This window comes from Caballeronia sp. LZ024 (assembly GCF_031451455.1).
GTDB classification, from domain to species: Bacteria; Pseudomonadota; Gammaproteobacteria; order Burkholderiales; family Burkholderiaceae; genus Caballeronia; species Caballeronia telluris.
The window spans coordinates 159578-183229 of record NZ_JARUXL010000003.1; the positions used below are offsets into that span (position 1 = coordinate 159578).

Consider the following 23652-nt stretch of genomic DNA (forward strand, 5'->3'; position numbering starts at 1 on the left):
ATCGTAGGCGCGCGGCTTCGCCTCGCCAAGCGAGCGATTTTCACGGGTATGTGAGAAATATTGCGATCGACGCCGACTGCGTGCCGACTAGAAGGAGACACACGCGTGGCTCTTCACGCGCATCACGGCTTCCTGGTCGAAACGCGATTTATATTCGCCGATGATCGCGCGCACGGCGGTTTCGCTCGTGTCATCGTCGGGGTGGACGAGGATCAGGACAAAAGACGCTTCGTGCACGACCGCGCCGCCGGCCGTGCGCCACTGGCCCGACGCGGGCCACGCGGTGAGGCCCTCCGGAAAGCGCGGCGTGACCGCGCTGCGCAGGAAGCCGGACCATTGCGCCGACGTGATCGTGCCCGCCGCCCGTGACGTGCCGAAGTACAGCATATCGCTGACCGAGCGCTGCTCGCCCTGCGCGCAGCCCGTCTCGTGGACCGCGGCGCAGCCGGCCGCGATGCACCCGAATGCGAGGACCGCCACGCTCGTGCAAAAAGCTTGCATCGCAGCGGACGGCCGCCTACTTCACTGTCTGGATCACTTCGAAGCCTTCGAACTCGGGATGGCCGAGATAGAGCGAGCGGCTCTCGTTGCCCGCGTTGCGATGCGCGGCGCGAAAGGCGTCGGATTTCGTCCAGCCTTCGAACGCGGCGTGATTCGCCCAGATCGTATGGCTCGAATAGAGCACGTGATCGTCACGCTGCGGGCCCCTGAGCAGATGAAACTCGACGAAGCCCGGCACTTCCTTCAGATGCGTGTCGCGCGAAGTCCAGAGTTCCTCGAACGCCGCCTCCGAGCCGAGGGCGACCTTGAAGCGATTCATGGCGATATACATGCTGCGGCTCCGTATGAATGTAGGCAGGTTCGTTTTGCTCAGGCGTGAATCCCGATGATAAGCGCAAACCGGCCGCGCGACCGGCGACGCGGGAATGCAGCCTGCGTATAAACCCTGAGCGACGCCTGTCGATGACAGCGCTACCATCCGCCGCGAATGATAGCGTTACCAACCGGAGACGGAAGTGACAGCACAACGCAAAACGCCCGAGGAACTGCGCAGCTACCGGTGGTACGGCGTGAACGACCTGCGTTCCTTCGGGCATCGCTCGCGCACGGCGCAGATGGGCTACCACGCGTCCGATTACATGGGCAAGCCGGTGATCGCGGTGATCAACACGTGGAGCGAGATCAACTCGTGCCACACGCACTTCAAACAGCGGGTCGAGGAAGTGAAGCGCGGTATCTGGCAGGCGGGCGGCTTCCCGGTCGAGATGCCGGTGATGACCTTGGCCGAGCCGTTTCAGAAACCGACCACGATGCTCTATCGCAACTTTCTCGCGATGGAAACCGAGGAACTGCTGCGCTCGTATCCGTTCGACGGCTGCGTGCTGATGGGCGGCTGCGACAAGACCACGCCGGGCCTCCTGATGGGCGCGATCAGCATGAATCTGCCCGCGATCTTCCTGCCGGCCGGCCCGATGCTGCGCGGCGACTGGAACGGCCGCACGCTCGGTTCGGGCTCGGACACCTGGAAATACTGGGCGGAACTGCGCGCGGGCAAGATCACGGAGGACGAGTGGAAGGGCGTCGAGAGCGGCATCGCGCGCTCGCCGGGACATTGCATGACGATGGGCACTGCCTCCACGATGACGAGCGCCGCCGAAGCGATGGGACTCACGCTGCCCGGCTTTTCGTCGATCCCCGCCGCCGATTCGCGTCATGCGCAGTTCGCTTCGATGACCGGCAAGCGCATCGTCGAGATGGTGTGGACCGACGTGAAGCCGTCGGACATCCTCACTGCGAAATCGTTCGACAATGCGATCACCACCGTGCTCGCGATGTCGGGCTCGACCAACGCGATCGTTCATATGGTCGCGGTCGCGCGGCGCGCGGGCGTTGCGCTCACGACCGCGCGCTTCGATGAACTCGCGCGCGTCACGCCCGTCATCGCGAACATCCGGCCGGCCGGGCAATATCTGATGGAGGACTTCTTCTACGCCGGCGGCTTGCGCGCGCTCCTCGCCGAACTCGGCGAACTGATCGACGGCACGCAGATGACGGTCGCCGGCGCGACGCTCGGCGAGAGTATCGCGGGCGCGGAAATCTTCAACGACGACGTGATCCGCCGTCGCGGCAATCCGCTCGTGCCGAGCGACGGCCTTGCCGTGCTGACGGGCAACCTCGCGCCCGACGGCGCCGTCATCAAGCCGGCCGCGATGGAAGTGCATCTGCTCACGCATCGCGGACCGGCCATCGTGTTCAAGGACTACGCGGACATGGCCGCGCGCATCGACGATGAAGCGCTCGACGTCACCGCCGATTCCGTGATCGTGTTGCAGCACGCGGGGCCGGTCGGCGCGCCCGGCATGCCGGAGTGGGGCCAGTTGCCGATCCCGCAGAAGCTGCTGAAAGAGGGCGTGCGCGACATGGTGCGCATCTCGGATGCGCGCATGAGCGGCACGAGCTACGGCGCGTGCGTGCTGCACGTCGCGCCCGAGTCGTTCGTCGGCGGGCCGCTCGCGCTGGTGAAGGACGGCGACATCATCGAGCTGGACGTCCACGCGCGGCGCCTGCATCTCGATGTGAGCGAGGAGGAGCTGGCCGCGCGCAAGGAGACGTGGACGCCGCCGAAGCGTCACTTCGAGCGCGGCTTCGGCGTCATGCATCAGCTTCACGTGACGCAGGCGAACAAGGGCTGCGACTTCGATTTCCTTGAAGAGCCGGCCGCCGTGTCGCCGACGAACGACGAACCCGAGATCCACTGAACCCATCCACGGACGAAAGCCATGACATCCACCGATATCGCGGTAAGCGACGCCACGCTCGAACTGCTTCGCCACGTCAGCACCGCGACGCTCACGACGCAACTCTTCAAGCGCGGCTTGCGCAACGTGTTTCTGCAAGGCGTGGCGCCGCTGAAGAAGCCCGCGGCGGGCGCACCCAATCTCGTCGGTCCGGCGTTCACGTTGCGCAATATCCCGGCGCGCGAGGACCTCGATCATGTCGGCGTGTTCCAGGACCCCGATCATCCGCAGCGCAAGGCGGTGGAAAGCGCGCCGGCCGGCAGCGTGCTCGTGCAGGACTGTCGCGGCGACCGCTCGGTGGCATCGACGGGCTCGATCCTCACGATGCGTCTCAAGGTGCGCGGCGTCGCGGGCATGGTGTCGGACGGATGCGTGCGCGACAGCGGCACGATCGGGGACATCGGCTTGCCGCTCTTTTGCGCGGGCGCGAGCGCGCCGCTCAATCTGGCGAAGCATCATGCGGTCGATATGAACGTGCCGATCGCGTGCGGCGGCGTGGCGGTGTATCCGGGCGATATCGTCGTCGGGGATGTGGATGGCGTCGTGATCGTGCCTCGGCATCTCGCGGAGGAGGTCGCTCGCGATGCTACGGAGCAGGAGCTGATGGAGGCTTTCATCATCGAGCGGGTCGAAGGTGGGGCCGTGTTGCGCGGGACCTATCCGCCAAATGAGGACACGCTTGCGGCGTTTGTCGAGTGGAAGCGCGGTTGATTTGCGATGGTGTTGGTGTGGGCTTGTCGGTGCGCCGGATTTTGTGGTTTCCGCGCTTTTGTTCCATCGAAGCACAAGCACACCGACCGATCCCCAACGACGACAACGACGCCAGCCCGAGCGCCCCGCGCGACCATGCCTACACCCAAACCGCCCTCGCCGATCATCGCAACCTCCACGAAGCGCTCACGCGCCGCGCCGAAGGGCATTCGCATCACCGATGTCGCCGCCTCGGCGGGCGTCTCGCCCATCACAGTGTCGCGCGTGTTCAACGCACCGCAGACCGTCGCCCCCGACACGCTCCTGCGCGTGCGGCAGGCCGTGCAGGCCCTCGGCTACGTGCCGAATCGCCTGGCGGGCGGCTTGTCTTCGGCGAAGTCGCGCCTCATCGCGGCGATCGTGCCGACACTCGCGCATTCGCTCTTCTCCGAAACGGTGCAGGTCTTCAGCGATACGATGTCGCGCGCGGGCTATCAGGTGCTGCTCGGCCTCTCGGGTTACAACGACCAGGACGAGGACGAACTGCTCGACGCCGTACTGAGCCGCCGCCCCGAAGGCGTGTTGCTGACAGGCGTCGCTCACACCGCCACACTGCGCGAACGGCTCCGCAAGATAGACATTCCGATCGTCGAGACGTGGGACATGACCCGGCAGCCAATCGACATGCTGGTCGGCTTCTCGCACGAACGCGTCGGCGCTGCGGTGGCCGAGCGCTTCGTCGCGCGGGGCAGGCGACACCCGGCGCTCGTGTCGGCCAACGACGAATGCGCGCTCGCGCGGCGGCGCGGCTTCATCGAAACGCTCGCCGTTCATGGCATCCACGACGTGCCCGAAGTGCTCGTGCAGCCACCGAGTTCGGTCGCGCTCGGCCGCGATAGCCTGCCGCGCATCCTCACGCAAAGCGCCGACGTCGATGCCATCTTTTGCGGCTCGGATCTGCTCGCGCTGGGCGTCGTCTCGGAGGCGCGGAAGATGGGGCTTGCGGTGCCCGGGCGCATCGCGGTGTGCGGTTTCGGCGACCTGGCGTTCGCCGCGGACACGACGCCCGCGCTCACGACCGTGCGCGTCGACGGCAGACGCATCGGGGCGACGGCGGCGCGCTGCCTGATCGAACGACTCCGCGGCGCGCCCGGAACGCCGATGATCGACGTGGACTTCGAGTTGGTGGAACGCGCGACGCTCTGATCACGCCGTCGCCGTCTCTGCCACGGGACGCATGCGTTCGAGCGCGCTGCCGTCTTCGCGGAACAAGTGCACATGACGGATGCTGAAGCCCGCATTGAGCCGTTGTCCATCCACCGCGGTCGATTCGCCCGAACCCTTCACCTGAATCAGCAACTCGTTCGGCAGGCGCACATGCAGGAGCGTCTCGCCGCCCAGATGCTCGATCACCATCACTTCGCCGGTCAAACCGCTGTCGATGTCGCCACCGCCCGACTCGACGAAATGCTCGGGGCGAATGCCCAGCGTGAGCATTTCGCCGGCCGCGACCGCGTGCCCCGTGAACGGCAGCGTGAGCGGCGCACCGCCCGGCAACTCGATCGTCACGCCGGCGGCATCGGTGCGCAGCACGCGCACGTCGATGAAGTTCATCTTCGGCGAGCCGATGAAGCCCGCGACGAAACGGTTGCGCGGCGTGCGATACAACTCGAGCGGCGAGCCGATTTGCTCGACCTTGCCGTGATTCAGCACGACGATGCGATCGGCCATCGTCATGGCCTCGGTCTGATCGTGCGTCACATAGATCATCGTGGCGTTGAGCTGCTTGTGCAGCTTGATGAGCTCGAGACGCATCTGCACGCGCAACGCGGCATCGAGATTCGACAACGGTTCGTCGAAGAGAAAGACTTTCGGTTCGCGCACGATCGAACGGCCGATCGCCACGCGTTGCCGCTGGCCGCCCGACAGCGCGCGCGGACGGCGCTCGAGCAATTGCCCGATCTGCAGGATCTGCGCGGCCCGCTCGACGCGCTGCTTGATCTGCGCTTCGGGCAGCTTGAGCATGCGCAGCCCGAATGCGATGTTCTCGTACACCGACATATGCGGGTAGAGCGCATACGACTGAAACACCATCGCGACGCCGCGCTGCGATGGTTCGAGGTCCGTGACATCTTCGCCGCCTATCAGGATTTGCCCTGAATCGCATTCTTCCAGCCCGGCGATGGTGCGCAGCAGCGTGGACTTCCCGCAGCCCGACGGTCCCACGAAAACCATGAACTCCCGGTCGACGATTTCGATGTCGACATCCTTCAGCACTTCGGTGCCTGCAAAGGCCTTGCGGATTTGCTGCAAATGGACTGCGCTCATGCATGTCTCCTGCAAAGGGTCCTGCGTGTGACACGCGCGGACTCCGTTGACGGTCGCGCGGCGCATGCAAGGGAACGGTGGTTCCCGCAGCGCAGCATCGAATGCCTTGCGATTTTGTTCTTGACAACGTGTTCGAGCCAAAATATACAATTGTAAAACCGGAATTACAAGTGAAACGGAGCAGGCAGGATACGACGAACCCCCAGAGCAGCCGCACCGGCAATGACGCAGCGCGAACGCATTCACAGCTCAAGAATAATCAAGGAGACAGGCATGAAGAAGCGCTTTACGCCCCGCTTGGGCCTTATCAGACAGGCCACCGCCGTGATGTTCGTGACGGCGACCGCATCGCTACTCGCCGCATCGAACGCCCATGCGTGGACGCTCAAGGAAGCGGCCGAGCCGTATTCGGGCACGACCATCAAGGCCGTCTTCCTCGACCGGCCGGGCTACAAGGCGGCGCAGAAGCTGATCCCGCAGTTCGAGAAGGAAACGGGGATCAAGGTGCGCTGGGAAGTGATCCCGTACGAAAACACGCGCGAGAAGGAAGTGCTCAACTTCGTTGGCGGAGGCGATCAGGACATCGTGCTCGTCGACGTGGTGTGGATCGGCGAATTCGCGAGCAACAAGTGGCTCGTGCCGATCAAGAAGTTCACCGACGACCCAAAGCTCGCCGATCCGAAGCTCAATCTGCCAGGCTTCTTTCCGATCCTGCTCGATTCGTTCGGTACCTGGGACAAGACCACCTACGGCCTGCCGTTCGATAACTACTCGGGCCTGATGTTCTACAACAAGTGCATGCTGAAGGACGCGGGCTTCAACGAGCCGCCGAAGACGTGGGACGACCTGCTCAACACGTATGCGCCCAAACTCACGAAGCCGGACAAGAACCAGTTTGCGTTCGCGCTGCAATCGCGGCGCGGCGAGACGCAATCTGCTGACAGCTTCATGCGCGTGCTGTGGCCGAACGGCGGGTCGCTGCTCGATGCGAAGTTCAAGTCGAACCTGATGTCGCCGCAATCGCAGGCGGGGCTCGAATACCGGCAGAAGCTGATGAAGTTCATGCCGCCTGGCATCGTCGACTTCGATCACGCGGAAGCCGTGAACGCGCTCGCGCAAGGGCAGGTCGCGATGATCACCGAATGGTCGGCGTTCTATCCGACGCTCACCGATCCGAGCAAGTCGAAGATCGGCGACTGTCTTGCGATCACGACGGAACCGAAGGGATCGGCAGGCCTCAAGCCTGCGCTCGGCGGCTTCTCGCTCGCGGTCAACGCGAAGTCGAATGCGAAGAAGCAGGCGGCGTCGTGGCTCTTCATCCAGTGGATCACGTCCGAAGAAATGGCGAAGCCGTATCTCGAAGCAGGCGGCGTGAGCGCGCGCACGGCGGTCTATCAGGACAAGGCGGTGCAGGACAAGTATCCGTTCGTGAAGCCGATGGTCGAATCGTGGCAGGGCGGTGTGCCGGATTATCGTCCGCGCTTCCCGGAATGGCCGGCGGTGTCGGAAGTGATCGGCGAGTGGGGCAGCAAGATGATGCTCGGTCAGGTGACGGTCAAGGAAGGCGCGCAGACGATCGGCACCAAGACCGAGGAAATCCTCAAGAAAGCGGGCTACTACGACGGCAAGAAGCCATTGCTGAAGTAAGCCGCAGGGGATAGTTAGCAATGCAACCAGGAGGCGATTCGATGGCGAACAGCACTGCTCGGCCCGTAACGGTGGCAAAGCCAAGACGGCACCGTGCGCGGAGATTCGGGATACTGCCGCGTTCGCCCGCCTTCTGGTTTCTGATCCCGGCGATTTTCGCGCTCGCCGTGATCGGCATCTATCCGCTTTTGCTTGCGCTCTACAACTCGTTTCATCAGTACAAGCTCGCGGACCTCGCCTCGGGCACGCCGTTCGTCGGCGTGGACAACTACGCGGCGACGCTGACCGATCCGTCCTTCTGGGGCGCGCTCGGACGCACCGCGCTTTTCTTGTGCCTCACCCTGCCCATCGAAGTCGCATTGGGGCTCTTCGCCGCGCTGATGCTGCATCGCACGGCCCTGCCGTGGATGCGCGCGGCGGCGCGCGTGAGCCTCGTGATTCCGATGGCGACCACTTACGCCGTGGTCGGCCTGATCGGGCGGCTGATCTTCAATCGCCAGTTCGGCGTCGCGAACTATCTGACGGGTTTTTTGGGCATACCGCCGCAGGACTGGCTCGCCGATCCGACGCTCGCCTTCGTCTCCGTGATGATCATGGACATCTGGCAATGGACGCCGTTTTGCGCGCTCATCATGCTCGCGGGCCTCGCGATGGTGCCGAAGGAAGCGGAGGAGGCGGCGCGCCTCGAAACGCCGAAGTGGAGCAAGATTCTCTGGCATCTGCAAAGGCCGTATCTGCTGCCGGGCCTCACGGCGATCCTGATCCTGCGTTCCGCCGACATGCTCAAGATGTTCGACGCGGTCTTCACGATGACGCGTGGCGGTCCCGGCACCGCAACCGAATTCATCAGCATCTATATCCAGCGCGTCGGCTTCCGTCTCTTCGATCAGGGCATGGCGTCCGCGCAGGCGGTGCTGCTGCTGATCCTGACGATCGTGTTGTCGCGTCTTTACATTCGCTTCGTGTACCGGGAGGCCGCGTGAGTACAGCACCGATGAACGCTTCGAACGGCGGCGCGAGCAAGCGCGCGAAACGGGCGCGCGCGGCGCGGCGCCGCACGACCGGATGGCACTTCGTGGGCCTCCTCGTCGTGTTCCTCTCGTCGGTGTTTCCGTTCTACTGGATGGTCACGACGAGCCTGAAGAGCCAGTCCGATGCGCTCGCGTATCCCCCGGTGTGGCTCTTCAAGCCGACGCTCTCGCATTACTCGGCGGCGCTCTTCACGCACGAAGTGGGCGGCAGCCTGCTGAATTCGCTCATCATCGCGAGCAGCACGACGGTGCTCGCGATCCTGCTCGGCACGCCCGCCGCCTATGCGCTCGCACGCTACGAGTTTCGCGGCAAGGAAGACCTGTGGTTCTGGTTCATCTCCAACCGCATGGTGAGTCCGGTCGTGCTGGCGGTGCCGTTCTTCCTGATCGCAACGAAGCTCGATCTCGTCGATACGCATATCGTGCTGATCCTGCTCTACCTGACGTTCTCGCTGCCGATCGTCGTATGGATCTGCACCGATCAGTTCCGCAACATCCCGGTCGAACTCGACGAAGCCGCGCGGCTCGACGGCGCATCGCCGTGGCGCGTGTTCTGGCGCATCAATCTGCCGCTCGCGATGCCGGGCATCGTCGTGTCCGCGATCTTCGCGTTCATCTTTTCCTGGAACGACCTGCTGTATGCGCTCGTGCTCACGCGCACCGATGCGATCACGTCGCCGGTGGCGGCCACGAGCTACATGAGCGGCTACGAATTGCCCTGGGGCGAAATCATGGCAACCGGCACGCTGATCGTGCTGCCGATGGTGGTGTTCGCTCTGGCCGTATCCGGGCGCCTCGTGCAGGGTCTGACCATGGGCGCGGTGAAGTAGCACCTTGCATTAGACTCGGCGGTTTTTCATCGACACCACAACACACATGAGCAAGACAGCACCGCCCGTCGTCATCGCCGAAACCGACGAATCGAGCGCCGCGGAGAGGGAATTGCAGGCGCGCGTCGCGTGGCATTACTACATCGGCAACCTGACGCAGCAGGAGATCGCGCAGCGCATCGGCAGCAACCGCGTGCGCGTGAATCGCCTGCTTGCGGCAAGCCGGGACTCGGGTCTCGTGCAGATCACGATCAACAGCCGCATCGCGCCGTGCGTTGCGCTCGAAGAGGCGATCGTCAAGCGCTTCGGCCTCGAAGACGCGGTCGTGGTGCCGAGCGGCGCGAATCCGCAGGCGAACATGGCGGCGCTCGGCATCGGCGCGGCCACGTGGTTTTCGAAGCAGATAGTTGCAGGGCAAACCATCGGCCTTGGATGGGGACGGACGATTCGCGCGGTACTGAGCGCAATGCCGCAGCGCAACTATCCGCTGGTGTCGGCGGTGTCGCTGCAGGGCGGCCTCGCGCATTGCCCGAGCATCAACACGTTCGATATCGTCTCCGACTTCGTGAACATCTGCCGCGCGAACGGCTTCATCTTTGCCGCGCCGATCTACGTCAGCAGCCAGAAGGCGCGCGACATGATCCTGCAGGAAGACACCGTGCGCGAAACCTACGAGCTTGCCCGCAGCGCCGATCTCGCGCTGCTGACCTGCGGCGACCTGACTGAGTCGCTCGTTGTGACTTACGGCATCGATACGCCCGATCAGGTGCGCGCGCTGCAAAAGGCGGGTGCGGTCGGCGATCTGCTCGGCCACTTCATGGATGCCGATGGCGAACTGATCGATCATCCGCTGAACCGGCGCACCATCGCGATCACGCTCGACGACCTGCGCAAGATCAAGCGTGTCGTGCTCGTGAGCGGCGGTGCGAAGAAGTTTCATGTGACACGCGCGGCGTTGCGCGGACGCTATCCGTCGGTGCTCGTCACCGACGAGGACACCGCGCGCCGCCTGTGCGAAGAACCATAGACCACCATGACGACGACCATCGACAGGAACCAGGAATTCGCCGGCAAGACCGTGCTCGTGACGGGCGCGGGCAAGGGCATCGGTCATGCGACCGCACTTTTGATGGCCGAGCGCGGCGCGCGTGTGTTCGCGCTGAGCCGCTCGGCGTCGGACCTCGCCGCACTGAAGGACGCGATCGGCTGCGAGACGCGAAGCGTCGATCTCGCCGATGCGAACGCCGCACGTGAAGCGGCGCGGCTGGCGCAGCCGGTCGATCTGCTCGTGAACTGCGCGGGCATCGCGGAACTCGCGCCGTTCGTCGACATGTCCGTCGATGCCTTTGACATCACGATGGCCGTCAACGTGCGCGCCGCGATGATCGTCGCGCAGGCGTGTGCGCGCAGCATGATCGAGCGCGGCGTCGCGGGATCGATCGTCAACGTGTCGAGTCTTTCGGCGACGGTCGGTCTGCCGCTGCACGCGGCGTACTGCGCTTCGAAGGGCGCCCTCGACGCGATGACGCGTGTGATGGCCGTCGAACTCGGGCCGCATGGCATTCGCGTGAACACTGTGAACCCTGTCGTCACGATGACGCCGATGGCCGAGAAAGCGTGGAGCGATCCCGCCAAGTCCGGGCCGATGCTCGCGCGCGTTCCATTGCGGCGTTTCGTGCAGCCGCTGGAAGTGGCACGCACGATCGCCTATTTGCTCGGCGACGATTCGAGCATGGTCAACGGCGTGAGCCTCGCCGTCGACGGCGGTTTCCAGGCAGGATGAACGCACGAACGGACGCAGCAACGAACCTCACGTCACTCACCACAACGAGAGCACCATGAGCGCAACGAAAGACACATCGACGCAGATGACGGCCATCGTCTGCCGTGCCCCGAAGGACTACCGCGTCGAACGCGTCGAGCGTCCGCGGCCCGGGCGCAATGAACTCGTGATCCGCATCGCCGCGTGCGGCATTTGCGCCAGCGACTGCAAGTGCTGGTCGGGCGCAAAGATGTTCTGGGGCGGACCGAACCCGTGGGTGAAGGCGCCCGTCATTCCGGGGCACGAGTTCTTCGGCTATGTCGAGGAACTCGGCGAGAGCGCGGCCGAGCACTTCGGCGTGAACGTCGGCGAGCGCGTGATCGCCGAGCAGATCGTGCCTTGCGGCAAGTGCCGCTATTGCAAGTCGGGCAGCTACTGGATGTGCGAGGTGCATAACATCTTCGGCTTTCAGCGCGAAGTGGCCGATGGCGGCATGGCCGAATACATGCGCTTTCCGCCGACGGCGATCGTCCACAAGATTCCCGACGGCATCTCCATCGAAGACGCCGCGATCATCGAGCCGCTCGCCTGCGCGATCCACACGGTCAATCGCGGCGACATCCAGCTCGACGACGTCGTTGTGATCGCGGGCGCGGGGCCGCTCGGCTTGATGATGACGCAGGTCGCGCATCTGAAGACGCCGAAGAAGCTCGTCGTGATCGATCTCGTTGAGGAGCGCCTCGCACTCGCGCGCGAGTACGGCGCGGACGTCACGATCAATCCGAAGAACGACGACGCGCTCGCCATCGTCAAGTCGCTGACCGATCAATACGGCTGCGACGTGTATATCGAAACGACGGGCGTGCCGGTGGGCGTATCGCAAGGGCTCGATCTCATCAGGAAGCTCGGGCGCTTCGTGGAGTTTTCCGTGTTCGGCGCGGATGCGACCGTCGACTGGTCGATCATCGGCGACCGCAAGGAACTGGATGTGCGCGGCGCGCATCTGGGGCCTTACTGCTATCCGATCGCGATCGATCTGCTCGCACGCGGGCTCGTGACGTCGAAGGGAATCGTGACGCACGGATTCACGCTGGAAGAATGGGACGAAGCGATCAAGGTCGCCGATTCGCTCGATTCGATCAAGGTTCTGCTCAAGCCCCGACACGGTTGAGGACGCGTCCGCCGCTCGTCGGAAGGTTCGCGAGCGCAAGCATGCAAACCGGATGCCCATCGCCGGGCATTCGGTCCCTTTAAGCGCAGACCCTTGCACCGTCCCCTCCATTCAGGTTTTTTCGGCAACGGACGTTAACCCCTCCATGCCGTGGCTTTGTGCGGGTTTCGCCAAGCCATCAGTGAAACCCTGTTGGAGAACGTGCGTGAGAGTGAAGATCAGATCACGCCTGAGCAGTCGGACGAACCGGGGCGCCGGGAGCGCCTCTTCTGCGGATGGCGCGTCGCCCCGCAATCAGTTGTTCCTGTCGTTTTTTCTCGCGCGCTACGCAAGGCGCCGAGCGTTACCGTTCGCGTCGTTCGCCATCGTCGCCGGCGCGGCGTTCGGCGCCGCGACGCTCGTGTTCCTGACCGGCCTCATCGCGTTCGAAACGTTCGCTGTGACACGCGCCGTGGCCGCGGCCATCGCGGGAGCCGGCGCCTTCGCGGTCGCGCATCGCAAGCTCGCCGCCGACCACGCCGAGCGCCGCGCCGCGCTCGCACTGAGCGGCGGACTGCTCGACGCGAATCGCGAATGCCTGAAACTGCTGGACACCGACGGCCGCATGCTGCGCATCACCGAATTCGGCGCGGACCTCATGAACGCCGCGTCGCCGGATCAGCTCGCCGGCGCCGACTGGCTCGGCTTCTGGAGCGGCGCGGACCGCACCGCCGCCGATGCCGCGTGGTCCGGTGCGCTCGCGGGCGAGCGCACGTCCTTCACCGGACAATGCGCGACCACGACCGGCCGCCCGAAGTGGTGGGACTCGCGCCTGATCCCGCTCGCGGACGACGACGGCCGGGTGACGGCGATGCTGTGCGCGTCGACCGATGTCTCCGAACAGAACGAATTGCTGGCGAAACTGCGCCGCAAGGACCAGTTGATGTCGGAGATGGAAGCGCATGTGCGGCTCGTGTTCTACTCGTACAGCGCCGATTTCCAGTTCTTCCACTACGTGAGCGCAGGCATCGAGGCGGTGTTCGGCATTGCGCCGAGCGTGCTGATGCAACGCCCGTCCGCGTGGCTCGATCTCGTCCTGCCCGAAGACGTGGAGCCGCTGCTCGCGGAGATGCGCCGCGTCGTCGAGGAATCGAGCGAAGGCCGCTTCCAGTACCGCATCCGCCGCACCGACGGCTGCGTGCGCTGGATTCGCAGCACCGCGTATCCGGTGCGCGACGAGACGGGCGCGGTCGCGCGGATCGTCGGCATCAGCGAGGACGTGACCGCCGAGCAGGAGCGTATCGCGGCGCTCGACCGGCTCGCCTATTCCGATTCGCTGACGGGGCTCGCCAACCGTGGCGCGCTCGTGCGCCAGATCGAGGCGCGCTGCGCGAAAGCCGCGCCGTTCGGGCTGATGTTCATCGACCTCGACCGCTTCAAGGTGCTCAACGATACGCTCGGCCATACCGCCGCCGACCGTCTGCTGAAGGATATTGGTCGCGTGATCCAGGCCGCGCTGCCGCCGGACGCCTATGTCGCGCGACTCGGCGGCGACGAATTCGCGGTGCTGGCCGGCAGCACCGCCGACAAGGCGCAACTCGCGTCGCTCGCGCAGACGCTGCTCGACGTGTTGTCGAGCAGCGGCCGCAACGATCACGCGGGCGCGTTCGTAACGGCGTCGATCGGCATCTCGCTCTATCCGGAGCACGGGCTCGATCACGAGGCGCTCCTGACGAGCGCGGACATCGCGATGTACGCGGCGAAGAAAGCGGGACGCAACGGCTTTCGCTTCGCGGACAAGGATGCGACCGGCACGATCGAAGATTTCGAGCTGGAGCGCGATTTGCCGATGGCGCTCGCTTCGGGCGAGTTCCTGCTGCATTACCAGGGCATTCACGAGCCGGGCGCGCTGTCGATGACGAGCGTCGAAGCGTTGATCCGCTGGATGCATCCTTCGCGCGGACTGATCGCGCCGGCCGTCTTCATTCCGATTCTCGAAGAGAGCGGTTTTATCGTCGACGTGGGTGCGTGGGTGGTCGATCGCGCGCTCGGTCAGCTTGCCGAGTGGCGCAAGAACGGGGCGAGCGAACTGTGCATGTCGGTGAACGTGTCGGCGCGGCAACTGCGGGGCGATGCCATCGTGAATGTCGTCGACCGCGCGTTGCGCAAGCACGGCCTGCCGCCGCGCAGCCTTGAAATCGAACTGACCGAAAGCGCGCTGCTGGAAAATCCGGAACTCGCGCAGCAGACGCTTACCGCGCTCAAGCGCCTGGGCGTGCGCATCGCCATCGACGATTTCGGCACCGGTTATTCGAGCCTGCGCTATCTCGCCGACATTGCGCCGGACACCGTGAAGATCGACCGGTCGTTCACCGCGAAACTTGCGCTCGACGCCGCGACGCGAACCATCGTGCGCGGCATCATCGACATGTCGCACGACCTGGGGATCATGGTGACCGCCGAGGGCGTGGAGGAGCAGCAGCAGCTCGACATCCTGCGCGTGGCGCAGTGCGACTTCGTGCAGGGCTACCACTTGAGCCGGCCGGTCGCGCCGTTGGTGCTCGATTTTGGCGGCATCGAGCAGGCGAGCGCCGCGTGAGCCGACGCTCGCACGCGACGGACTAAAGCTGATCGATCACCGCATCGACCAGTTCGCGCGCATCGCGAAACGAGCCGGTCGCGGCGGCGAGCGCGGAGAGCCGGTTGTCGACCAGAAGCGACGCCAGTCCATGAATCTGTCCCCACGCCGCCGTCATCTTGATCGCCTGCGCGGCGTTCAGTGCGCCGAAGGCCCGCGTGCCGGTCTGCGGCTCCTTCGGCGCGATGTCGAAAACGCCCGCGAGCCCGCGCGCCGAGGTCCGCCGCGCCTCGACGAGCGACGGACGATCCGGGTCGAGCAACTCGTTGCGCGACATCAGGCGGAAGAGGTCCGGGTTCGCGACCGCGAATTCGATATAGCCGCGCGCGATCGCCTTGCCTCGCTCGACGCCGCCCGCAGCCGCCGCCTTTGTTGCCATCGTCGCCGCGAGCCGAAGGTGTCCGCTCGCGGCGAGTTCGCTCAGGACGCCCGCCGTATCGCCGAAATGGTGCTGCGGCGCCGTGTGCGAGACGCCCGCCTCGCGCGCGATCGCACGCAAGGTGAGGCCCTTGAGGCCGTCGCGCTGAAGGACCGTCTCCGCGGCGCGCAGCAACGCGTCGGGCAGCGAGCCGTGGTGGTAGGGATGCTTGGCGGCATCGCTTGAACTCGATGTTTTCTGCATAGGAATCGCGGGCGCTGTTCCGATCTATTTTTACAATGGAAAGATATCTTGACGCAGCGAGTCGTCGAAGTCAAAATCTTTCCAATGTAAAGATTTATCCGATGCAGAAGTTCTGGCGATTTCACTCACTCACACCGCGGCGGCGAACCTCCGCGATTACGGAGAAACAGTCATGTCATTCGATGCAATCTTGAGCGGTACACCGGTCTGGGTCTGGGCGCTGCTGGCTTTCCTCGTTTCGCGCGGCGTGAAAGCGCTCAAGGGCGGCACCGTGCCGCTATCCAAACTGGCGATCGTGCCCGTCGTGTTTGCCGGCTGGGGCATCCTGCATCTGGTTCGCGAATCCGGTGCGAGCTGGCACGCGGGCCTCGGCTGGATCGTGGGCGCGGCGCTCGGCGTGTGTGGCGGCGTCGTGCTGGCGCGTGCGAGCGGCATGAGCGTCGATCGCGAAAAGGGAACCGTGACGCTGCCAGGTTCGGCGGTGCCGCTCATCGTGATGCTCGGAACGTTCGCCTCGAAGTTCTGGCTCGGCTTCGAACTGGCGACGACACCCGCCGATTCCGCTTCGATCTATGTCCTGTTCGACGCCGCCGTCTCAGGCGTGGCGGCGGGAATTTTCGCGGGACGGTTCCTGATCTACTGGCTGGGGTTCAAGTCGACGACCGCGCCGTTCGATGCTTTGGGAAACCGCATCTGAGTCGAAATCGCAACTAACGGTCGAGCGCCGCCGCGTCTTTCAACTGCAAGCGCGACGATGAACCATCAGAGCGAGTCAACAAGACGAGGGGCGCGTCCGAAAAAAGACGCGCGACCCGCGTTGTCGGTTAACTTACCCGGCCAGTTTCATCGCCAGCTCGGCGACGTGCTTGCCCTGATACCGCGCGATGTCGAGTTCGTTCTGCGACGGCTGCCGCTTCCCGTCACTGCCCGCAAGCGTCGTCGCGCCATACGGCGTCCCGCCGGTGATTTCATTCATGTTGGTCAAACCCGCGCACGCGTAAGGCACGCCGACCACCACCATCCCCTGATGAAAGAGCGTCGAGTGAAACGACGTGATGGTGGTTTCCTGACCGCCGTGCTGCGTCCCCGTCGAAGCGAACACGCTGCCGATCTTGCCCACCAGCGCGCCCTTTACCCACAGGCCGCCCGTCTGGTCGAGGAACGTGCGCATCTGGCCGGCCATGTTGCCGAAGCGCGTCGGCGTGCCGAACAGGATCGCGTCGTAATTCGCGAGTTCGTCCGGCGTCGCGACCGGCGCCTTCTGGTCGAGCTTGGCGCCGAACTTGGCGGCCTGGTCGGCCGGGATCGTTTCGGGCACCCGCTTGATCGTCACCTCGGCACCCGCGACCGAGCGCGCGCCTTCGGCTACCGCCTCCGCCATCGTTTCGATGTGGCCGTACATCGAGTAATAGAGAACGAGCACTTTAGCCATGATGTTCCTCAGTGATGTGAGCGCAGAACGCGAACGCACAGCGCCGCACGGCGCGACACCATCGGTGCCTGGTCATGCGGCCTGGCGGTTCGTTTGGAGTGTTTTTACTGCTCGAGGTTCGCGTGAAAGAGGCGTCCCCAGTTGTAGTCGATGGCTTCCGGCATCAGACGGTAGACGCCCGCGCCCGGCGTGAAGGTGAGTTCGCCGAAGAGGATGCGGTCGTCGGGCGCGTAGAGATCGACGCGCACGTACTCGAAGTTTCGCGCGAGCTTGCCGGCGATATCGAGCATCTCGTCGAGGTTCTTCGGCGGCGGCGCGGCCACTTCGCTGCGCGGATAGTGCCCGATGGAAATGTCGAGATGATTCCACTCGGCGTCATAGAAATCGCCACGCGGATGCGGGGTGAACCGATCCGAAATGACGAGCGTATAGAAGGTCGTTTTGCCGGCGGCATCGTTGAAGCAATGCACTTTCATGTCGGGCGGAACGTCGCCGCTCGAATCGAGCAGGAGTTCCTCGAAGAACACCCTCGGCGTGATACTGCGGTAATGCCGTTCGCGCGCAATCCGGTAGAAGTCGGTCTGCAGCCATTTCGTCGCGAGCTCATTCAGTTCGGCAAACGAAGTTTCCGACTTGTGTTTCACGATCTTCACGAATCCGCTGCCGTGATTCGCTTTCATCACGAACGAATCGGGTAACGAATCGAATGTGTCTTTCGTGAATTGATCGATGGTCGAAATGAGCGGAATCAGATGTTCATTGCCGATCGAACGCGCGACGTAATCGCGCACCGCGAGCTTGTCGGTGAGTTCCACGTAGCGCGGATCGGGATGGAGACACCGGTGTAGGATCTTTTCGTTGAACGTCGCGGGCGTTCTCAGATTGGGAAAGCGGCCTATCTTCTGGCGATGAGAGATGCTTAGAAAGAGACTGTCCGGCAACCATTCCTTGGCGTTGACCTTCAGCCTGTTGAGCAACGACATCGTTGTTCTCCTGTCCCATGCAATGTTGCTGGGCCGGCAAAAAAGGATGCCGGCGCTTCGTTCTGTCGAAGAATCTTTCTTGCGACGGCCGCGCGTTTTGTCCGAAGATTCGAAGTCAATGTCCTGGACCTCGATGCGCGGTGCGTCGTCTTGCTTCCAGCCACTGGTTAGCCCGAATCCTCGCACACGAAGCGAAATCGGACTAGCCGGAATTCGACCTATATCTTCTCCTCCATTAGTCGGAGTTCAAAACGGATGAATACCGGAACAATAATCGTCTGATTGAAAGGGAAATGTTTGTTAATCCGGCGGATTCACCGCAAACCTAACGATATATAACCGGGCATTTGCTCAGAGAGGCCTGCCGCACAATGCGGTCACTTATTCGATTCGCTCACGCGAATGGAAGCGCATATTGCGCTGCATGAAGAATCGCCTGAAGATTCTGTCGCCGACCGTCTCGCGGCACTCGATGCGCCGGATCGCCTGCGAAATCGCCAGATCCTTCGCGAGCCGGTGGTCGCCCGAGAAGTGCGCCATCACGCGCTCTTTCAGGTTGATGCTCTTGCCGACATAGAGCGGCAGGTCGTCCTCGCCATGAAAGACATAGACGCCTGCGGTCGCCGGCAACGCGTCGAGCGCGCTTTCGGGCAGCGCGGCGGGCAACGCGGCGCGGCGAATCAGCGTTTTGATCGCGGCATCGACGAGATCCTGGGAATACAGCTCGTGGATCTTCTGCCAGAATTGCCAGAGCAGATCGGCGTCCGCGAGCGCGCGATGCCGGCCTTCGGGCGCGAGGCCGAAGCGCGCGATCAGCGAATCGAGTCCGTGGCGTTGCACCGAAGGAAAGAGCGCGCGTGACAGCCGCACGGTGCACAGCACGTCGGCGCGAAAGGCGAGGCCCGCGCGCCGGAATTCGTTCTTCAGGAAACCGTAGTCGAAGCGCGCGTTGTGCGCGACGAAGAGCTTGCCGGCAAGGCGTTCGATCAGCGCCTCGGCCAGCGACGCGAACGTCGGCTGGCCGAGCAACATCGCGTCGCTGATGCCCGTGAGCTTCTCGATGAAGGGCGGCACCGGCGTGCCGGGATCGACGAGCACGCTCCAGCGCTCGACGCCCGCGCGGCTCACCTCCACCACGCCGATTTCGGTGATGCGGTCGGTGGTTGCGTTGCCGCCGGTCGTCTCCAGATCGACGAACACGATCGGTCGCGCGAGCGAATCGAGCAGGGCGTCGGCGAGGGTGTCGGAGGGAAGCATGGGCGGGCGCAGAATGAACGCCGATTTTAGCGCTTCTCCACTTCGACCGCCTTCGCGTAGCCCGTCAGTTCGAGATAGCCGCGCCCCGCGCCCTGCGCGTTCTGCCCGATTCCGTTCAGCGTTACCGCGCCTTCCCAGTACAGCGCGCCGGTGGAATCGCGCGAATCGAGTTCCTGATCGTCGATGAGCGGGGTGAGGCGCCATTGCCACGGCCCCGCGCGCACGGTCATCGCGACCGGATAAGTCGTGTCCGTGCGCGGCGAGCGCCACTGACGCTGCGGCGTGAAATCGACGTCGCCCGGGCCGTACTGCGTCGTGCGGCCATCGCGCTCGCGCAGCGCGGCGTGCGCCCAGACCGCGCGGCCGTCGCGCCCGCGCACCTTGAACGCCATGAGCGCGGCGCCGTCCGCGAGATTCGCGCCGAGCCAGTCCCAGCCCGACGCGTCGTCGGACAGGAGCGTGCTCGACCATTCGTGATCGAGCCACGCGCTGCCCGTCACGTGGACGGTCGCGCCTTTGGCCGCATCCGACGCCGCCGGCCGCGTCACGCTGCCGCTTACCTGCAAATGCGGCTCGCTGTAGTAATAGCTCGCCTGCTCCGGCCGCGGTCCCTTCTGCGAATAGCCGCGCTCGCCCTGGATCAGCGGCGCCTGCGTCGGCGCGAGCGTCAGATGCAGCGCGAAGCCGGCCGCGTCGATGTTCACCGCGTAGCGGCCGTCCGTGCCGCGCAGCATCGTCCAGGTTTCGAGCTTGACGTCGGTGTTGCCGGTTCTGGCCCACGCGAGGCCGAGACCCTCGCGCGCGATCTTCTGGTCGTGCACGAGCCGGCCGTAGGCGGGATCGCTCAGCGCGACATGCGCGATGACGAGCTGCGCCGGCGCGAACGCGCTCGGGTTCGCCGCGCCCTTGCCCGTCTTCGAGCGGAAGAAGGTGATCTGAAAGCCGAGCGGCCGGCGATCCGGCGTGTCGAGCCAGCCGGTCGCGTACCACCATTCGGTGCGAAAGGCGGGATGCGCGCCGGTGTCGCGCGGATAGTCGATCGCGCTTCCCGGCACGACGGGCGCGAAGTCGGCACCGACGGCGGCAAGCGGCAGCGTCATCGACAAAGCCAGGAGCCAGCGCCGCATCACCAGTCCTCCCTGACCGCGCGCACGGCATCGACGGAGACGGCACGGCGCCCCGCGAAAAGCGCCGTCATGCACGACGACACCAGCATCACGCCGCCGATCACGCCGATCAGCGCCCACGGCACATGCAGCGACATGCTCCAGTGAAAGGACTGCGGATTCACGACGAACACGAGAATCAGGCTGATCGCGAAGCCGAGCACGCAACCCATCGCGATGCCGAGCGCGGTCAGCAAACCGCCTTCCGCCGCGAGGATCGCGAGAATCTGGCGGCGCGTCACGCCGACGTGCCGCAGCATGCCGAATTCGCGCGAACGCGCGAGCGTCTGCATGGAGAAGGTCGCCGCGACCCCGAACAGCCCGATCACGATGGCGACCGCTTCGAGCAGATAGGTGACGGCGAAACTGCGGTCGAAGATGGTCAGCGTGCGCGCGCGGATCTCGCCCGGTTGCGAGAATTCGAGCGCGCCGGCGAAGGGCAGCGCGCGCATCGCGTCGATGGCAGCCGTGGGCTGTGTGCCCGCGGCGAGCGTGATCGCGGCGTCGGTGGCGGTCGTGTCGCGGGTGAGGCGCCGATAGTCGTCGATGCGCATTTGCAGCGCGCCCGTCTGCCGCACGTAATCGCGCCAGATGCCCGCCACGATCAGACTTCGCATCTCGCCGCCGAGCGGCAGGCGCACGCGCTCGCCGACGCGATAGCCGTACAGATCGACCATCGCCTCCGATGCCCACACGGGCGTGTCGCCGCTCGTCCAGTCGCGCGGCGACAGCGTGGCGCCCGTGAGCTGCATGGCCGCGCCGGGATCGGCGGGATCGATCTCGCGGGCGAGCAGCGCGACGGGCGGCCGCGACGCATCGAGCGTCACGCGCGACGTGCGCGCGAACGCCGCGTGTTTCACACCGCGAACGGCGGCAAGCTGCGCCTGCTGGCCGGGCGCGAGGCCGCCGGTGTCGCCGCTCGCCGCGACGCGCACGTAGAGATCGGCGGCGAGCAGATGCGCGAGCCAGTCCTCGACCGAATTGCGAAAGCTCGCCACCATGATCGCCATCGCGACGATCAGCGTGAAGCTCGACAGCACGCCGCCCATCGCGATCGACGCCTGTCCGGGCGCGTTGGCGAGGCGCGCGAGCGCGAGCGTCGCGACGGCGCCGGAGCGCCGCCGGGCGCGCCACCGTTCGAGCGCGCGAAAGACGAGCGCCGTGAGGCGCGGCATCAGCGCGATTCCGCCGACGAGCAAAAGCGCGACGGCCGCATAGCCGGCGACGGGCGCATCGAAGACGGGCGGCGCCTGCGTCAGCGCCGCGCCCGCCGCGAGGCACACGAGCGCGGGCCAGGGCGTCGCGAGCGGCGTAAGCGCGGCTTCTTCGCTGCCGGCTTTCAGCGCGGGCGCGGGACGGGCGCGCGCCGCTTCGAGCGCGGGAATCAGCGTGCCGGCGAGCGCCACGCCAATCCCGAGCGCGAGAAACACGAGGCTCGCGAGCGGCTCGAACTCGACGCGCGGTTCCACGCCCGGAAAATAGCCGCCGCCGAGGTCGCTGCCGAAAAAGCGCAGCGCGAGTGCCGCGACCGCGTAGCCGAGCGCGATCCCGAGCACCGCGCCCGCGACGCCGAGGAGCGCGCCTTCGAGCATGATCTGCCGCACGAGCAGCGCGCGCGTCATGCCGAGCACGCGCAGCATCGCGAACTGCGCACGGCGCCGCACGACGCCCGCCGCCTGCGTCGAGAAGACGAGGAACGCGCCGGTAAAGAGCGCGACCAGCGCGAGCACGTTCATGTTGATGCGGTACGCGCGCGATAGCCGGTCGGTGCGGCTTTCGACGTCGCGCGTCTCGCCGACGACGAAGCCCGCGCCCAGTTCGTCCTGGAGCGCGCGCCGGAACGCTTCCCGGTCGACGCCGCGCGCGAGTTGCACATCCACGCGCGACAGGCGGCCGAGCATCCCGAAGCGCCATTGCGCGGCGGCGATGTCCATCACCGCGATGCGCTGGCCGGGCCGCGCCCGCGCGATGCCGCCCGCGACGCGCAAGCGCACGTCCGACGTGCCGTGGCGCAATGTCACGTTCGCGCCCGCGCCGAGCCACTGCTGCGCGGCGGGCGAGAGGAAGAGGGCGTCGTCGGCGAGGGCGTCGAACGGTGTCTGCGACGACGGCACGCCGGTCAGGTCCGGCGCGATGCGCTTTGCCTTGAACACGTCGATGCCGAGCACTTTGAGCGGCGCATCCTGCCCTGGCACGGCGACATCGAGTTCGAGGACGGGACTCGCGATCGCCACTCCGGCGTGCGTGGCGAGCCGCGCATAGAGGCTTTCGTCGAAGAACGGCTGCGCGCCGCGTATCTGCAAATCCGCCTGGCCGGAGAGACTGCGCGCCGCGGCGGAAAACTCGTTGAATGCGGCGCCGTTGATCAGTTGCACCGCATAGCCGAGGCCGACGCCAAGCGCGATCGTCGCGATGGCGACGAGCGCGCGTCCGCGATGGCTGCGCCATTGCGCGCCGAGCAGCCAGCGCGTGAGCGTGCGGTGAGCGCGGTAAGCGTGGGGAAGGGGCGCGCTCATGCGCGGCGCGTCTCGTGCGCGTGCATGTCCGTGTGCGCGGGCAGGGTGCGCGCATGCAGCGCGCCGTCGGCGAGAATCAGCACGCGGTCCGCGAAGGCCGCCGCCGCTTCCGAATGCGTGACCATCATCGTCGCGGCGCCGGTCGCCTTCGTTTCGGCGACGAAAAGCGCGAGCACTTCGTGCGCGGTTTGCGGATCGAGGTTGCCGGTGGGTTCGTCGGCGAGAATCAGGCGCGGGCGGTGCACGAGCGCACGCGCAATCGCGACGCGCTGCAACTCGCCGCCCGACAACTGGCGCGGCAGGTCGTCGCCGCGGCCCGCGAGTCCGACCGCCGCGAGCATGTCGAGCGCGGGCGCGGGCGCCATCCCATTCAGCAGCAGCGGCACCGCGACGTTCTGCGCGAGCGTCAGATGCGGCAGCACATGGAACGCCTGGAACACGAAGCCGAGCTTCTGACGACGCAGGCGCGTGGCGGCGTCGTCGTTCAGGCGCGAGATCGAGACGCCGTCGATCAGCACGTCGCCGCTGTCGGCGCTGTCGAGCCCGGCGATGAGGTTGAGCAGCGTCGATTTGCCGACGCCCGAATCGCCCATGATCGCGACGAATTCGCCCCCGCCGAGCGCGAAGTCGAGCTCCGCCAGCACGACGCGCCCCCCGCCGTAGGCCTTGCAGAGGGCGCGGCATTCCAGGGCGGGGGAAACGTCGACGTCGGCAGGGCGCATGGTTCGGGAGGTGAGGCGGCCCGCTCGTGCGCGCTCGCCGTGTGATCTCGGGACTCAGACGCAACCATTGTGCCCAAGCG

Annotated in this window: 20 protein-coding genes and 1 pseudogene; 11 read left to right on the plus strand and 10 right to left on the minus strand. The window is 65.4% G+C overall.

Annotation, left to right across the window (positions count from 1 at the left end; genetic code table 11):
- Positions 1-87 precede the first annotated feature (87 nt).
- Positions 88-480: a DUF3574 domain-containing protein gene (locus QCE48_RS18625; RefSeq protein WP_309784359.1), complete on the minus strand. Its 393-nt coding sequence runs from the start codon at positions 478-480 to the stop codon at positions 88-90.
- Positions 481-517: 37 nt separating this feature from the next.
- Positions 518-832 (minus strand): antibiotic biosynthesis monooxygenase, encoded by a 315-nt coding sequence (locus QCE48_RS18630; protein WP_309784360.1) that lies wholly within the window; start codon positions 830-832, stop codon positions 518-520.
- Between the two features lie 184 nt (positions 833-1016).
- Between QCE48_RS18630 and araD the strand changes: the two genes are divergently transcribed.
- The 3 genes from araD to QCE48_RS18645 all read left to right on the plus strand — a co-directional run bounded on the left by araD (position 1017) and on the right by QCE48_RS18645 (position 4694).
- The gene (gene araD, locus QCE48_RS18635; RefSeq protein WP_309784361.1) at positions 1017-2759 is read left to right on the plus strand and encodes an L-arabinonate dehydratase; all 1743 of its coding nucleotides are present in this window, start codon (positions 1017-1019) and stop codon (positions 2757-2759) included.
- 21 nt (positions 2760-2780) lie between these two features.
- Positions 2781-3509, plus strand: a complete 729-nt coding sequence (locus QCE48_RS18640; protein ID WP_309784362.1) for a ribonuclease activity regulator RraA — start codon at positions 2781-2783, stop codon at positions 3507-3509.
- Between the two features lie 135 nt (positions 3510-3644).
- Positions 3645-4694, plus strand: coding sequence for a LacI family DNA-binding transcriptional regulator (locus QCE48_RS18645; RefSeq protein WP_309784363.1), 1050 nt, complete (start codon positions 3645-3647; stop codon positions 4692-4694).
- On the opposite strand, the gene QCE48_RS18650 is transcribed toward QCE48_RS18645, so the two are convergent.
- The gene (locus QCE48_RS18650; RefSeq protein WP_309784364.1) at positions 4695-5816 is read right to left on the minus strand and encodes a sn-glycerol-3-phosphate ABC transporter ATP-binding protein UgpC; all 1122 of its coding nucleotides are present in this window, start codon (positions 5814-5816) and stop codon (positions 4695-4697) included.
- 273 nt (positions 5817-6089) lie between these two features.
- Between QCE48_RS18650 and QCE48_RS18655 the strand changes: the two genes are divergently transcribed.
- The 7 genes from QCE48_RS18655 to QCE48_RS18685 all read left to right on the plus strand — a co-directional run bounded on the left by QCE48_RS18655 (position 6090) and on the right by QCE48_RS18685 (position 14835).
- On the plus strand, positions 6090-7463 hold the full coding sequence (locus QCE48_RS18655) for a sugar ABC transporter substrate-binding protein (RefSeq protein ID WP_309784365.1): 1374 nt from the start codon (positions 6090-6092) through the stop codon (positions 7461-7463).
- Positions 7464-7504: 41 nt separating this feature from the next.
- Positions 7505-8446 (plus strand): sugar ABC transporter permease, encoded by a 942-nt coding sequence (locus tag QCE48_RS18660; protein ID WP_309784367.1) that lies wholly within the window; start codon positions 7505-7507, stop codon positions 8444-8446.
- A gap of 11 nt (positions 8447-8457) precedes the next feature.
- Complete coding sequence (locus tag QCE48_RS18665) at positions 8458-9324, plus strand: carbohydrate ABC transporter permease (RefSeq protein WP_309785060.1); 867 nt, start codon at positions 8458-8460, stop codon at positions 9322-9324.
- Positions 9325-9370: 46 nt separating this feature from the next.
- Positions 9371-10351 (plus strand): sugar-binding transcriptional regulator, encoded by a 981-nt coding sequence (locus QCE48_RS18670; protein ID WP_309784368.1) that lies wholly within the window; start codon positions 9371-9373, stop codon positions 10349-10351.
- A gap of 6 nt (positions 10352-10357) precedes the next feature.
- Complete coding sequence (locus QCE48_RS18675) at positions 10358-11107, plus strand: SDR family oxidoreductase (RefSeq protein ID WP_309784369.1); 750 nt, start codon at positions 10358-10360, stop codon at positions 11105-11107.
- 55 nt (positions 11108-11162) lie between these two features.
- Positions 11163-12257 carry an alcohol dehydrogenase catalytic domain-containing protein gene (locus QCE48_RS18680; RefSeq protein WP_309784370.1) on the plus strand — a complete coding sequence of 365 codons (1095 nt, stop codon included), beginning with the start codon at positions 11163-11165 and terminating at the stop codon, positions 12255-12257.
- Between the two features lie 145 nt (positions 12258-12402).
- Positions 12403-14835 carry a putative bifunctional diguanylate cyclase/phosphodiesterase gene (locus QCE48_RS18685; RefSeq protein ID WP_404982484.1) on the plus strand — a complete coding sequence of 811 codons (2433 nt, stop codon included), beginning with the start codon at positions 12403-12405 and terminating at the stop codon, positions 14833-14835.
- A 22-nt stretch (positions 14836-14857) separates the two neighbouring features.
- Here the strand turns inward: QCE48_RS18685 and QCE48_RS18690 are convergent, their stop codons facing one another.
- Positions 14858-15496 (minus strand): TetR/AcrR family transcriptional regulator, encoded by a 639-nt coding sequence (locus QCE48_RS18690; protein ID WP_309784372.1) that lies wholly within the window; start codon positions 15494-15496, stop codon positions 14858-14860.
- A 172-nt stretch (positions 15497-15668) separates the two neighbouring features.
- Here QCE48_RS18690 and QCE48_RS18695 point away from each other — a divergent pair, with 172 nt between their 5' ends.
- The gene (locus QCE48_RS18695) at positions 15669-16193 is read left to right on the plus strand and encodes a DUF6622 family protein (RefSeq protein ID WP_309784373.1); all 525 of its coding nucleotides are present in this window, start codon (positions 15669-15671) and stop codon (positions 16191-16193) included.
- A 132-nt stretch (positions 16194-16325) separates the two neighbouring features.
- Here the strand turns inward: QCE48_RS18695 and wrbA are convergent, their stop codons facing one another.
- From wrbA to QCE48_RS18725, 6 genes and pseudogenes are all read right to left on the minus strand, one after another.
- Complete coding sequence (gene wrbA / locus QCE48_RS18700; RefSeq protein ID WP_309784374.1) at positions 16326-16928, minus strand: NAD(P)H:quinone oxidoreductase; 603 nt, start codon at positions 16926-16928, stop codon at positions 16326-16328.
- A gap of 104 nt (positions 16929-17032) precedes the next feature.
- Positions 17033-17911 carry an ATP-grasp fold amidoligase family protein gene (locus QCE48_RS18705; RefSeq protein ID WP_309784375.1) on the minus strand — a complete coding sequence of 293 codons (879 nt, stop codon included), beginning with the start codon at positions 17909-17911 and terminating at the stop codon, positions 17033-17035.
- Positions 17912-18358: 447 nt separating this feature from the next.
- A pseudogene (locus QCE48_RS18710) lies at positions 18359-19168 on the minus strand (exonuclease domain-containing protein); the annotation flags it as partial.
- 26 nt (positions 19169-19194) lie between these two features.
- A complete protein-coding gene (locus QCE48_RS18715; RefSeq protein ID WP_309784376.1) occupies positions 19195-20295 on the minus strand; it encodes a lipocalin-like domain-containing protein in 1101 nt (366 codons plus the stop codon).
- Complete coding sequence (locus tag QCE48_RS18720; protein WP_309784378.1) at positions 20295-22850, minus strand: FtsX-like permease family protein; 2556 nt, start codon at positions 22848-22850, stop codon at positions 20295-20297. The genes QCE48_RS18715 and QCE48_RS18720 overlap by 1 nt, the downstream gene beginning before the upstream one ends.
- Positions 22847-23572 (minus strand): ABC transporter ATP-binding protein, encoded by a 726-nt coding sequence (locus tag QCE48_RS18725; RefSeq protein ID WP_309784380.1) that lies wholly within the window; start codon positions 23570-23572, stop codon positions 22847-22849. The genes QCE48_RS18720 and QCE48_RS18725 overlap by 4 nt, the downstream gene beginning before the upstream one ends.
- Positions 23573-23652: the final 80 nt, after the last annotated feature.